Source organism: Corallococcus sp. bb12-1 (genome assembly GCF_026626765.1).
Taxonomy (GTDB): Bacteria; Myxococcota; Myxococcia; order Myxococcales; family Myxococcaceae; genus Corallococcus; species Corallococcus terminator.
In genome coordinates this window covers 212,969-225,462 of sequence record NZ_JAPNJZ010000016.1, presented here as the reverse complement: position 1 = coordinate 225,462, position 12,494 = coordinate 212,969, and the positions used below count along the sequence as shown (strand labels likewise).

Sequence of the window (12,494 nt, the reverse complement as noted above, 5' to 3'; positions counted from 1 at the left end):
GGTGGGGAAGCGCCGCATAGCACGTCCGGCTGACACGGGCGGAAGGGCCCCGGTGACAACACTGTTACACAGGTATTGTTACGAGGACTTCTTGTCGAAGGACTGGCTCCAGGTGGGCGCGGCCTTCTTGATGAGTTCCAGGAACTCCGCCGGGATGTCGTCGGAGCCGGTGAGGGGGCGGACCTCCACCACGTCATCGTTGCCCATGCCGCCGGGGTAGCGGCGGGCCCAGGCGATGGCCTCCTCCTTCGACTTCACCTCCAGCACGTAGAAGCCGCCGATGAGCTCCTTCGTTTCGGTGAAGGGGCCGTCCTTCACGTCGGACTTGCCGCCCTTGAAGACGACGTGCGCACCGGCGGAGGAGGCACTGAGGCCCTCGGAGGCGACGAGCACGCCGGCCTTGTGCATCTCCTCGTTGAATTTCATCTGCGCGATGAAGACGGCCTCGTTGAAGGGCGCGTCGGCCGGCGCGGGCGTGGGTTCCGGAGTGGACGGCCTGGGGATGAGCATGAAGCGCATGGGGTGCCTCCTGGGGGGATTCGTGGGTCTACCGGTGCGACGAGTGATGGGCGGCGGAATCGACACGGGGCCGGTGTTTTTCCTCACGGGGCTGCCTGGGTGGGTGGGAGGCAGGCGTACTCGTCCCGGTGAGGAGGTGTTCGCGCTTCGCCACGGAGCACCGCCGTCCGTCCCGTCCGTGCCTCGAAGCGTTGGATGAAGTCGGCCAGGGGGGCCGCGGTGAAGTGGGGGCGTGGAATCCCGGTGGCACGGATGGCGTGCTCGATGGCCTCGGGGGGACCTTCCACCTCCACGAGCGTGTCCATGTGGGCGAACTGTTCGAAGCGCAGGGTGGCGCCGCGGAACCTGTACCAGGCGATCTCCCGCTCGATGTGCTCCTGGGGGATGAAGCCCGTGCGCTCCAGGATGGCTCGCAGCATGGCTTCGTCCTCGACCCGGGTGGTCAGCTCCTCACGCACCTTGTAGCCCTGCTCCGAACGGGCGGGGCCCTTCCAGGTCAGCTCCACCCAGGTGCTCGCGGCAGAGCGGTAGGTGCGCGACCTCAACCGCTCGCCCACCCGCGCCGGGCTGCATGTGTAGTGTTGGTCGATCATCATCCCTTCGAAGCGCAGTGTTCCTCCGGCTTCCTCGACGTGTCGTCGACGCGACAGGAGGTCATCCACCACGCTCTTGAGTTCAATCTCTCGCATGGTCCGGAAGATGGGTCAGGGTGATGAGGCGTGCATGGGAGGGTGATGAGGCGTTTCTCATTCGCGAACAGGTAGACGGGAATTCCCATGGAATACGATTGCGGCTCCTGTCTGGAAGTGAAACCGCGATGAGAAGTTCCTCAGGAGGTAACCGCTTCGCGGACAGGGACAGCCTGTCTCGGGCATGATTGTCGGATGCCGAGCACGTCCGTGAATGCCTCTCCCCTGCCCTGGGGGCCATGGGTCTTGTCGGGCATCCTGGGACTCGCGCTCGTGCGGCTTGTCTATGCGGGGCAGGTGGAGCTGGCGCCGCAGGAAGCCTATTACTGGCAATACGCACGGCATCTGGACCTGTCCTATCTGGACCATCCCCCGATGTGCGCATGGTGGATGGCATTGTCCGTGCGACTCCTGGGCGACTCCGAGGTGGCCGTGCGGCTGCCGGCGATCCTGTCCTCCGCCCTGCTCTCCGGCCTGCTGTATTCGTTGGGCGCGCGACTCTACGCTCCCGCGGTGGGGGCGCTGACCGCGCTCGCCGCGAACGCCACGGTGCTCTTCGGCCTGGGCGCGGTGGTCATGACGCCGGATGTGCCGCTCGTGTTGTATTGGACCGCCGCGCTGCGCGTGCTCTGCGAGCTGGTCCTGCCGGACGGTCGCGGGCCGGGTCGCTTCGGGTGGCGTTGGCTGCTGCTGGGCCTGTTGTGTGGGCTGGGCCTGCTCTCCAAATACACCGCCGCCCTGCTGCCGTTGCAGGTGTTGGCGACGGCGCTGGCCACCCCGCGTGGGCGCGCGGCCCTGCGCACCCCCTCTCCCTATGTCGCGTGCGTTGTCGCCCTCGCGGTCTTCGCCCCGGTGTTGCTCTGGAACCAGTCGCACGACTGGGCTTCCTTCGCGTTCCAGACCACCGGCCGCGCCCGGACGGTGGATGGCTTTCATGCCTATCTCGTGGGGCGCTACCTGGGGCTTCAAGCGGTGGCCGTGGGGCCGCTCCTCTACCTGGCGCTGCTCCTGACGGCGGGTGTCCTGGTGAGACAGGCCTGGCGCGGGGGGGCCCGGGAGCGATTGCTGGCGTTTTCCAGCGTGCCGGGGCTCGCCCTGTTCACGCTGGTGAGCCCCCTGCACTGGGTGAAGATGAACTGGGTGGCCCCCGCGTACATCGGCCTGCTGGTGGCCGCCGCCGCGGGCGGTTGGGCGTTGCGGCACCACCGGGGCGTGCGGGCCTATGGGCTGCTGAGCACCAGCGTGGGGGCCGTGCTGATGGTTGGCATGTACCTGATGCCGCTGTGCCCCTGGGTTCCCTTCCGGGAGCGCGACAACCTGGTGAGCGGCTGGAAGGAGCTGGCGCGCGCGGTGCAACGCTACCGGGACGCGGCCGGTTCACCGCCCCCCCTGGTCGTGGGTTGGGGTTACAAGACCGCGAGCGAGCTGGCGTTCTATCTGCCGGACCATCCGGAAACGCAGTCAGACTCCGCCCTGGGGGGCCATGGGCTGGCGTATGGCTTCTGGATGGACCGGGTGCGCCCGGTGAAGAGCGCCTTGATTGTCGCGGACGCCCGCAAGCCGCTGCGCGATGCGGCGTCTCGCCTGGGGGCGCACTGTGATTCGGTGTTGGAGCTGCCTTCCGTGACCGTCCACCGGGGCCCGCGAGCGGTGACGACCTTCTCGGTGTGGTCCTGTCAGGGCTGGCATGTGCGCCGGGAGGTGGCGCGAGGCGCCTCACGCACGGCCGCGGAGCACGTAACCGACACCTCGCACCGTGTGGATGAGCCTGACTCCGAACGGGCGATCCACCTTGGCCCGGAGATAGCGGATGTAGACCTCCACGACATTGGAGAAGGTCTCGAAGTCATGGCCCCACACGGCCTGGACGATGCGCGTCCGGGACACCACTTCGCCCGCATGCTCCATGAGGAACTTCAAGAGCGCGTATTCCCGCGCGGTCAGCGTGAGCTCCACCCCGGCGCGCACCACCCTCCGGCCCGTGGGATCCAGGGAGAGATCCGCATGGGTCAGGTAGTGGCTGGCGCGATGGTCGACCCGACGGAGCACCGCGCGGACCCGCGCGAGCAGTTCCTCGAAGGCAAAGGGCTTGACCAGCGAGTCGTCCGCACCGGCGTTGAGCGCGCTGACGCGATCCGTGACCGCGTCGCGCGCGGTGAGCATCACGACCGGGGTGAGGTCCTGCTTCGCGCGCATGGACTGGAGCAGGTCCATGCCGGACAGCCCTGGGGCCCTCCAATCGAGGATGACCAGGTCGAATCGTTCACTGCGCAGCAGCTCCTGCGCGTTGGCGCCGTCCTTGCTCTCCCGCACACGGAAGCCCTCTTCCGTGAGGCCACGCGCGATGAAGGAGCGGACTCGCAGTTCGTCTTCGACGATGAGGATGGGCACGGAAGGGGTTCTCTGGCGGAGGGGCTTGGGAAGGGGTGATGCGGCGGCTCAAGGGCGGCTGTCGCCAGCGCCGGGATGGCCCTGGTGCGGGAAGGACACGCGCAGATGCGCTCCTCGTCCCGACGGGAGGAACACCGCGCTCGCTCCGTGGGCCCGGGCGACGAGCGCCACCAGGGACAAACCAATCCCATGGCCCGGCTTCTCGGCGCGGGCCCGCGCGGTCCGGTAGAAAGGTTCGAAGACGCGCATCGCATCCTCGGGAGCGATGCCGGGCCCTTCGTCATGCATGTCGAGGAGCGTGGCGTCCGCGTCCTCGTGGATGCGGACCCGGACGCGTCCGCCCTCGGAGAACTTGAGCGCGTTCTCCAGCACGTTGTCGAAGAGCTGGCGCAGCAGGTGGCTGTCCCCGGGGATGAGCCCCGGAGTCCCGGCCTCGACGTCGACGCGCTGTCGTGCGTCCGGAGGAAGGGCGCGCAGGGACTCCGTGACGAGCTGGGACAGACTGACGGTGTCGACCAGTTCCAGCGTGCCGGGGGCGGCTCCCTGCGCGAGCACCATCAGGCGTTCCACGAGGGTGGCCAGGGAGGTCACCGTCCGGTGCATCCGTTCCAGCGCCCTGGCGACTTCCGGCGGGGGCGACGTCTCCGCCTGGAGCTCCAGGTCGGCCTGGAGCGTCGCCAGGGGCGTGCGCAGCTCATGGGCCGCGTTCGCGGCGAAGCGCCGTGAATGCTCCAGGGACTCGTGGAGGCGCGTGAGCAGCTCCACCAGCGCGACGCGCACGGCGTCGACCTCGCCGTAGCGGGCTTCGGTGAGGAGCGGCGCGGGCAGCGGCGCTCCCGGTTCGATGCCCGAAAGGGAGGCGCTCAGTTCGGTGAGGGGGCGGGCCGCCCAGCGCGCCACCCGTCGACTCATCAGGAGGCTGATGAGCGCTGCGCAGGACGCGCCGATCGCGGCGGCCAGGGGCAGCAAGAGGCGGAGGCGGGGAATGCTCTCCAGTTGCTCCTCCGCCACGGCCAGCCGCCCGTGCGCCTGCTCTCCACACCGCCGGATGCCCGCCCCCCCTGGCGCCTGGGACCAATCACAGCCGGAATGGACGGGGACGTTCGGGTTCCCCCCCAGCCTCATGTCAGCGGAGAAGAGGGCGATGCGGATGCCGAAGGCCGCGAGTTCCTTCTGCTCGGCGTCGGCTTCGATTGCCGCCGTCGCGTCTCCCAGTCCCTTCACTTCCTCCACCAGGTCCACTGCCGCGTCCCGCAACCGCCGGTCCTCTCCCGCGAGCAGCATGTGGTAGGCGAGCAGCCCCGTGGCCCCGGCCGTGAGCGCGCTGCTCGCCAGGGCCACCGCGAGCATGGTGCGCGACAGCCTGTGCACCATCGAGCCTCGGGAGCGCGTCGCGTCAGCCGTTTCCAAGGCCATACCCCGCGCCTCGCAGCGTGCGCACGACGTCGTCGCCCAGCTTGCGGCGAATCCTTCCGATGAGGACTTCCAGGCTGCTCGCCGCCCCGGCGGTGATGTCGCCCCAGACGGATTCCAGCAGCGCATCCCGGCTGACGACGTGCTCTCCGTGGGAGGCGAGCGTCTCCAGGATGGACCACTCCTTGGCGGTGACGGAGACGACCTTGCCGGCACGCAGTGCTTCGCGCCGGCCAAAGTCGAGCACCACGTCCCCCAACTGGATGCGGAGGGTGCTCGTCCTGTCCCTCCTGCGTCCGACCGCGCGCACCCGGGCCCGCAGCTCCGCGATGGCGAAGGGCTTGCCCAGGAAGTCATCCGCGCCCGCATCCAGTCCTTCCACCCGTTCAACCACGCTGTTGTGCGCGGTGAGGATGAGGATGGGTGTCTGGACTCCGTCCCCGCGAAGCTCGCGGCAGAGCGTCAGCCCGGAGCCGTCCGGCAACCCGATGTCGAGGACGATGACGTCCACCTCCTCGGTGAGCGCCTGCCTCGCGTGCTCCACGTCCTCCGCCTGCCGGACGACGTGGCCGTCCCGCTCCAGCGCCTGGGTGACGAGGGAGCGCAGCTCCTGATGATCATCAACGACAAGGACTCGCATGAGGGCTCTTTCACTGCGAGCTATAGCACCCGGAAAAGGGCTCGGCTCTTGCCCCCGGGAAGGCGTTCAGCCGCCGTTTACCCTCGGCTGGCAGGGTGGCCGCATGCCTTCAAGACACGGGATTCGCAGACACAGGGCGCTCGGGGTGGCGCTCGCGTGCTTGATGACAAGCGGCTGCGCCACCTCTCCTTATGATCGAGCCTGGGTGTCCTCGGAGCTCTCGACGCTCGCGGCGCCCGTGGGGCCGGAGACCCCCGAGGCGCCCTCCCTGCCTCCAGGCCTCGCGGGCGTGGAGCGGTTGGATGAGGGGACCGCGGTCGCGGTGGCCCTCTGGAACAGCGCCGCGCTTCAAGCCGACATGGCGCAGCTCGGTGTCTCCAGGGCCGACCTGGCCGAAGCTGGTGCGCTGCCCAACCCCACTTTCTCGCTGCTCATGCCGGTGGGGCCCCGGACGATTGAAACCTCGCTGCTGCTGCCGCTGTTCTCCCTCTGGCAGCGCCCCGCGCGCGTCGCCGCCGCGAAGGTGCAGGTGGAGCAGGTCGCGCGAGGGCTCGTCCAGAACGGTCTGGACCTGGCCCGCGATGTCCGGGTCGCGCACGCGGACTGGGTGCTCGCGCGGAAGCGGCGCGAGGCGCTCGCGGAGCTGGCCGCCCTGTGGTCGCGGACCTTCGAGCTGGTGCAGGCGCGTCTGGCGGCGGGCGATGCCACCCAGGTGGAGGTGGCCTCGCTGCGCGCGGAGGCCCGGCTGGCGGAGGACACCGCCCGGCGGGCGACGACCGATGCGCGGCTGGCCCGGGAGCGGCTGCGGCTGCTGATGGGGGTGGTGCGAAGCCCGTTGTTCGAACAGGCGGAGCCCCTGGAACCTCCCCAGGACACCCGGGCCCTGCGCCCCCTTGCTGAACTCCTCCAACTGGCGCAAGCCGCGAGGCCCGACGTGCGCGCCGCGGAGCTGGGCATCCAGGGCGCGGGAGACCGGCTGGGCTGGGAGCGGTCACGCATCGTCCAACTGCTCGCGCGGCTGGACACGAAGCCGTCGACGGCGGCGGATGGCTCTCCGAAGGCCTTGTGGGTGCCGGGCTTCCAATTGGAGGTTCCCCTCTTCAACTGGAACCCTGGCGGTACGGGGCGCGCGGAGGCGGAGTTGATGCGCGCATCCTCCCGCTACCTCCTGCTCCGGCAGCAGGTGACGAACGAGGTCCTGACGGCGCGCGAAGGCGCCCTCCAGGCGACCCTGTCATTGGAGGCCTTCCAATCCGACATCCTTCCGGCGCTGACCGCCGCGAGCGATGGCGTGCGCAAGGCCTTCGAGGCTGGCGATGCGCCGTACCTCCAGGTGCTGGAGTCGCTGCGCCGCCTGGCTGACGCGCGCCTGCGTGCCCTCGACATTGAAGCAGATCTCCGCCGTGCGCTCGCCCAGTTGGACCGCAGCCTTGGCAAACAGGGAGTGGCCCATGAATAGGCATGTCCGGCTCTGGCTCGTTTCCACGTGCGTGGCCCAACTCCTCTCCTGTCATCAGGAGAAGGCCGCGCCACCGCCCGCCGCGGCGAAGGTCAGCGCCCACACCGAGGAGGCCGCGCTCGCGACGGTGACGCTCACTCCGCGGGCGGAGCAGCGATTGGCGCTGCGCGTCCAGCCCGTGGAGAAGAGGACCGCGACGCAACGGCAGCGGGTGGGCGGTGAGGTCGTGGTGCCATCTGGAAACGCGCTGGTGGTGACGGCGCCCGTGGCGGGAGGCGTGTTCGCGGAGCGCGAGCCATCCGGGCTGCGCCCTGGCGCCTCCGTGAAGCGGGGCGACGTGTTGTTGAGACTGGTTCCGCTGGCCACCGTGGACCGGGACCTCCATGCCCAGGCGCTCCGGGCGGTGGAGGCCGCCACGGCCCGCGATGAGGTGACGTCGGGGCGGCTTGCTCGCGCGGAGCGGCTGCTGAAGGGCGGCGCGGGAACGGAGCGCGGGGTGGAGGAGGCCCGGGCGGAGCGGGCCGTGGCGGGCACGGAGCTCCAGACCGCGCGGACCCGTCTGGAGATGGTGAGCCGCTCCCCGCTGGAGTCGGATGTCAGCCTGCGGGTGCGCGCGCCCCGGGATGGTGTCTTGCGACAGGTGTCGGTCGCACCCGGCCAGTCCGTCACGGCGGGGGCACCGCTCTTCGAAGTGGTGGGTGTCACCGCGAACTGGGTGCGCGTCCCGCTCTTCGTCGACGAGGCTTCACGTGTGCGGGTGGATGCGCCGGTGCGCGTGCATGCGCTGCTTTCGGGACGGGATGAGGGGGTGGAGGCCCTGCCGGTGATGGGGCCGCCCAGCGCGGATCCGCTCTCCGCCACGGTGGACCGCTTCTTCGAACTGCCCGCGTCCGTCCGCCTGGCTCCGGGGCAGCGGGTGGGCATCACCCTGCTGATGGGCAAGGAGGTGCCGGTGCTCGCCGTCCCTGCCTCCGCCGTCGTCTACGACGCGTTGGGAGGCGGCTGGGTCTACGTGCGGCAGGCAGAGCATGTGTACGCCCGGCGCCGGGTGGATGTGCTCCGGCAGGAGGGCGGGGATGTGCTGCTGGAGCGCGGACCTCCCGAGGGCACGTCCGTCGTGACATCAGGCGCCGTGGAGTTGTTTGGAACCGAGTTTGGCGCAGGCCACTGACGGATGGAGCCTTGACCTCGAATGCGTAGACTCATCTCCGCCTGTCTGCATTACCGGCTGGTTCCCATCGCCGCCGCCGCGCTCCTGCTGGTGTTGGGCTATGTGAGCCTGCGCTCCATGCCGGTGGATGTCTTTCCCGAATTCGCGCCACCGCTGGTGGAAATCCAGACGGAGGTCCCCGGCCTGTCCAGCCTGGAGGTGGAGAAGCTGGTCACCACTCCGCTGGAGAACGGGCTCGCGGGCGTGCCCGCGCTCAAGACGCTCCGCTCCAAATCCGTGCTGGGCCTTTCGTCGGTGGTGCTCATCTTCGACCGGGGCTCGGACCTCTTCCGGGCACGGCAGTTGGTGCAGGAGCGGCTGGCGCGCCTGGCGCCCACGCTGCCCGGGGTGGCGCGTCCCCCGGTGATGCTGTCCCCCGTGTCGGCGACGAGCCGGGTCCTCAAGGTGGGCCTGCGCTCCGACACGCTGGACCGCATGGCCCTGTCGGACCTGGCGCGGTGGACGCTCCGTCCCCGGCTGATGAGCATTCCCGGCGTGGCGAATGTCGCCATCTGGGGACAGCGGGACCGCCAGCTCCAGGTGAAGGTCGATCCCGAACGGCTGCGCGCCGCGAACGTGCGGCTGGACGACGTGCTCCGCGTGGCGCGGGATGCGAGCCTCCCCGCGTCGGGAGGTTTCGTCGACACGCCGAATCAGCGCCTGTCGCTCACCCTCGTGGGAAGCGCCACGCTGGAGTCGCTCCAGGAGGCGCCCGTGGCCTTCCGCAATGGGGCCGCCGTCCGGCTCGCGGACGTGGCGACGGTGCAGGAGGGGCACCCCCCTCCCATTGGCGAGGGCATCGTCGACAGCGAGGCCGGCATCCTCCTCATCGTGGAGAAGCAGCCCTGGGGCAACACGCTGGAGGTCACCGCGCAGGTGGAGTCCGTGTTGGAGCAGATGCGTCCCGCGCTCCAGGGCGTCACCGTGGTGCCCGGCATCTTCCGGCCGGCGACCTTCATCGAACAGGCGGTGGGCAACCTCCAGCATGCGGTGCTGCTGGGGTGTCTGATGGTCATCCTGGTTCTGTTCGCCTTCCTCCAGGACGTGCGGACGGCGGCCATCAGCCTCGTCGCGATTCCGCTGTCCCTGATGGGCGCGGTGGTGGCGCTGCGGCTCGTGGGGGCGACCCTCGACACGATGGTGCTCGCGGGCCTGGTGCTGGCCCTGGGCGAGGTGGTGGATGACGCCATCATCGACGTGGAGAACGTCCAGCGACGGATGGCGGAGAACCGGATGTTGGGCAACCCTCGCTCCGCCTTCCAGGTGGTCCTGGAGGCGTCGCTGGAGGTGCGCAGCGCGGTTGTCTACGCGACGGTGATCGTCATCCTCGTCTTCCTTCCCGTGTTCCTGTTGGAAGGCATCAGTGGAGCGTTCTTCCGGCCGCTCGCGGTGGCGTATGTGCTGGCGGTGGGCGCGTCGATGCTGGTCGCGCTCGCGGTGACCCCGGTGCTGTGCCTGCTGTTCTTGAAGCACGCGGAGAAGGAGCCCCGGCTGGGGCGGTGGATGCGCGAGCGGCTGGAGCCGCTGGTGGCCTGGGTGATGGACCGTCCGAAGCTGGCGATTCGCGGGGTCGTCGCCGTATTGCTCACGGGCGGCGTGCTGGCGGTGTCGCTGGGGGAGGGCTTCCTGCCGCACTTCCAGGAGTCGGACTTCCTCATGCATTGGGTGGCCAAGCCGGGAACGTCCGGGGACGCGGTCCTGCGCACGGCGCTGCGCGCCAGCGAGGAGCTGCGCGCCATCCCCGGTGTCCGTCACTTCGGTGCGCACATTGGCCGCGCGGAGGTGGCGGACGAGGTGGTGGGTCCCAACTTCGCGGAGCTGTGGATCAGCCTGGACGCCGTCGACGACTACCCGGCGACGGTGGGGCGCATCAATGAGGTCGTCGAGGGCTATCCGGGGCTTCAGCGGGATGTGCAGACGTACCTCCAGGAGCGCATCAAGGAAGTGCTCAGCGGGGCCAGTGGCTCCATCGTGGTGCGTTCCTTCGGGCCCGACATCGACGTGCTGCGCTCCAGGGCCCGGGAGGTGGAGGCGAAGCTCCGGGCGATTCCTGGGGTGGTGCACCTGAAGGTGGAGCCGCAGGTGCTGGTGCCGCAGATCCAGATACGACTGGAGCCGGAGGCGGGGCGAAGGCTGGGATTGACGCCGGGCGACGTGCAGCGCGCGGTCGCCACGCTGCTTCAGGGGACGAAGGTGGGGGAGGTGTATCGCGAGGAGCGGACGGTGGATGTGGTGGTCTGGGGCGAGGACGCCCTGCGCCAGGACCTGGCGGCGGTGAAGGCCCTGCGCCTCCAGTCGCCCTCCGGCGCTCCTTACCGGCTGGGCGATGTGGCCCGGGTGGAGATGGTCCCGGTGCCCAATGTCATCCAACATGAGGGTGCGTCCCGCCGGTTGGATGTGACATGTGACGCGGAGGGGCGTTCCCTGGGCGCGGTGGTGGGCGACATCCAGGCGGTGGTGGCGGGGCTGGACTGGCCCGCGGGCCATCACGCGGAGGTCCTGGGTGAGCATGCCGAAAGACAGTCGGCGCGTGCGCGGCTGGTGGCCATCTCCATCCTGTCGGTGTTGGGGATCGCCATGGTGCTGTACCTCGACTTCCAGTCGGGCCGGCTGGTGGCGTTGACGCTGGGGACGCTGCCCTTCGCGCTGGTGGGAGGCGTGGTGGGCGTCCTGCTCACGGGCGGTGTCGTGTCATTGGGGTCGCTGGTCGGATTCGTCACGGTGCTGGGCGTGGCCGCGCGCAATGGCATCCTGCTGATCAGCCACTACCGTCACCTGGAGACGAACGAAGGTGTCGTGTTCGGGAAGGACCTGGTCCTGCGGGGCACGTTGGAGCGGCTCCAGCCCATGGCGATGACGACGCTGACCACGGCGTTGGCGCTGGTTCCCCTGGTCGCGGGGGGATTGAAGCCCGGGCAGGAGATCGAACATCCGATGGCGGTCGTCATCCTGGGCGGGCTGTTCTCCTCCGCGGTGCTCAACGTGCTGCTCGTGCCCTCGCTGTATCTGCGCTGGGGGCGGGTGAAGCCTGCGCGGGTCGATTGAGCGTGTTCCGTGGCACCGTCTGTTGAGTCACACTCCTGCATCGCAGCTGACTTGCCATGCCTTGGAAGCCGTAAGCTCACCCCAAAACGTCGGCAGGGTGATGCAGGTCTGTTCCCAGGTGCCTCGACTTTCGATGCCGTTCAGGAGGAGTCCACGTGATGAAATGCCCACCGGTGCAACCGGGTCCATCAGGCACGTGGTTGAGGTTGGCCTTCCTGGGAGCCTTGGGTTGCGTTCTGGCCTGCACGGGGGCGGATCTCCAACTCAAGAGGGCGCCTGCGGTGTTGGCGGATTATCCCCGCGGACCCGGAAGCTTTTGCGCGCTGAACCCTGAAGGGTGTCCGCCCCCGTCACGGCCCGTCCAACCCGCGCCAGTCGAGGAACTGGAATCCCCCGCGAACAAACAAGGGTGCTTGGATGCATGTGAGGCTGGTGGCGAGGTCCTCAAGAACTTTTGTAGGCGTCTTCGGAACACGCGAAAGAAGGCGCTGTGCTGGGCTGCGGCAGAAGGCACCAAGCAGGCCTGCAGAGGGATGTGTGGCGCGATCTATGAGTGCGAAGGCTCCGCGGACTGCGCGCAAGATGCTGGGCAGTGAGGAGGTATCGTGAAGGACTGGCGACCCATGCTTTCTGCCATTGATGATCCGATCGCGGATGACTACTGGTCCTACGAGACCCGGGATGGAACACGGCGAACCTCTCGGGTCACGATTGGCCGCCCCGCGTCGCTCGTGGACAAGAAGGATTGGTACTGCCCGATCCTCTTCGAGCACGTGACGGACGGCATCTACTACTCCTACGGAGTGGGACCCGTCGACGCGCTGATGAACGCCATGTACTTCGTTCGAAGGCGCTTCTACGCGTTCAAGGAGGTACAGCCTCGGGCGAAGAAGTCCACGACAGGGGTCAAGCGACGCAAGGAGTCGACGAAAAGCGAGGCCGCGCGCGCGAAGCCCCAGAAACGTGGAGCTTCTTCGGTGCGTCGTAAGCGAGGGTCCTGAAAGGACGGTGTGTGGCGAAGGTCGCCGCGACGGAAGGCCTGCGAGGTGCTTTGGCTCCTGGGCGGCGCTACCGCCGTGAAGCGGGCAACCGGGCGGGCCACAGGGGCGCGGTGTGCACACCATGACG

The 12,494-nt window shown here is 69.0% G+C and carries 9 protein-coding genes and 1 pseudogene; 5 read left to right on the top strand and 5 right to left on the bottom strand.

The features are described from left to right. Positions 1-78: 78 nt before the first annotated feature. Both OV208_RS20075 and OV208_RS20070 read right to left on the bottom strand, forming a co-directional pair. Complete coding sequence (locus OV208_RS20075) at positions 79-519, bottom strand: YciI family protein (protein WP_267575454.1); 441 nt, start codon at positions 517-519, stop codon at positions 79-81. A gap of 83 nt (positions 520-602) precedes the next feature. After that, entirely contained in the window at positions 603-1,208 is a 606-nt protein-coding gene (locus tag OV208_RS20070; RefSeq protein WP_267575453.1) for a hypothetical protein, read from the bottom strand. 195 nt (positions 1,209-1,403) lie between these two features. Here OV208_RS20070 and OV208_RS20065 point away from each other — a divergent pair. Continuing rightward, positions 1,404-2,060, top strand: a pseudogene (locus tag OV208_RS20065) (glycosyltransferase family 39 protein); the annotation flags it as partial. A gap of 864 nt (positions 2,061-2,924) precedes the next feature. On the opposite strand, the gene OV208_RS20060 reads toward OV208_RS20065, so the two are convergent. Genes OV208_RS20060 through OV208_RS20050 form a run of 3 tightly spaced genes read right to left on the bottom strand, consistent with a single transcriptional unit; the run spans position 2,925 to position 5,652 of the window. After that, positions 2,925-3,599: a response regulator transcription factor gene (locus OV208_RS20060; RefSeq protein WP_267575512.1), complete on the bottom strand. Its 675-nt coding sequence runs from the start codon at positions 3,597-3,599 to the stop codon at positions 2,925-2,927. A 48-nt stretch (positions 3,600-3,647) separates the two neighbouring features. Further along, positions 3,648-5,015, bottom strand: a complete 1,368-nt coding sequence (locus OV208_RS20055; RefSeq protein ID WP_267575452.1) for a sensor histidine kinase — start codon at positions 5,013-5,015, stop codon at positions 3,648-3,650. Further along, positions 4,996-5,652: a response regulator transcription factor gene (locus OV208_RS20050; RefSeq protein WP_267575451.1), complete on the bottom strand. Its 657-nt coding sequence runs from the start codon at positions 5,650-5,652 to the stop codon at positions 4,996-4,998. Before OV208_RS20050 ends, OV208_RS20055 begins: the two co-directional genes overlap by 20 nt. Positions 5,653-5,857: 205 nt before the next feature. Here OV208_RS20050 and OV208_RS20045 point away from each other — a divergent pair, with 205 nt between their 5' ends. From OV208_RS20045 to OV208_RS20030, 4 genes are all read left to right on the top strand, one after another. Beyond that, positions 5,858-7,111: a TolC family protein gene (locus OV208_RS20045; RefSeq protein WP_267575450.1), complete on the top strand. Its 1,254-nt coding sequence runs from the start codon at positions 5,858-5,860 to the stop codon at positions 7,109-7,111. Next, positions 7,104-8,282 (top strand): efflux RND transporter periplasmic adaptor subunit, encoded by a 1,179-nt coding sequence (locus OV208_RS20040; protein ID WP_267575449.1) that lies wholly within the window; start codon positions 7,104-7,106, stop codon positions 8,280-8,282. Before OV208_RS20045 ends, OV208_RS20040 begins: the two co-directional genes overlap by 8 nt. A 21-nt stretch (positions 8,283-8,303) precedes the next feature. Continuing rightward, a complete protein-coding gene (locus tag OV208_RS20035) occupies positions 8,304-11,366 on the top strand; it encodes an efflux RND transporter permease subunit (protein ID WP_267575448.1) in 3,063 nt (1,020 codons plus the stop codon). A 623-nt stretch (positions 11,367-11,989) separates the two neighbouring features. After that, positions 11,990-12,367: a hypothetical protein gene (locus OV208_RS20030; protein ID WP_267575447.1), complete on the top strand. Its 378-nt coding sequence runs from the start codon at positions 11,990-11,992 to the stop codon at positions 12,365-12,367. The last annotated feature ends 127 nt before the right edge of the window (positions 12,368-12,494 follow it).

Excerpts from the sequence above, each read along its gene's own strand:
- OV208_RS20075 (WP_267575454.1), bottom strand. The coding sequence starts at position 519 with ATGCGCTTCATGCTCATCCCCAGGCCGTCCACTCCGGAACCCACGCCC.
- OV208_RS20070 (WP_267575453.1), bottom strand. The coding sequence starts at position 1,208 with ATGCGAGAGATTGAACTCAAGAGCGTGGTGGATGACCTCCTGTCGCGT.
- OV208_RS20055 (WP_267575452.1), bottom strand. The coding sequence starts at position 5,015 with ATGGCCTTGGAAACGGCTGACGCGACGCGCTCCCGAGGCTCGATGGTG.
- OV208_RS20050 (WP_267575451.1), bottom strand. The coding sequence starts at position 5,652 with ATGCGAGTCCTTGTCGTTGATGATCATCAGGAGCTGCGCTCCCTCGTC.
- OV208_RS20040 (WP_267575449.1), top strand. The coding sequence starts at position 7,104 with ATGAATAGGCATGTCCGGCTCTGGCTCGTTTCCACGTGCGTGGCCCAA.
- OV208_RS20035 (WP_267575448.1), top strand. The coding sequence starts at position 8,304 with ATGCGTAGACTCATCTCCGCCTGTCTGCATTACCGGCTGGTTCCCATC.
- OV208_RS20030 (WP_267575447.1), top strand. The coding sequence starts at position 11,990 with ATGCTTTCTGCCATTGATGATCCGATCGCGGATGACTACTGGTCCTAC.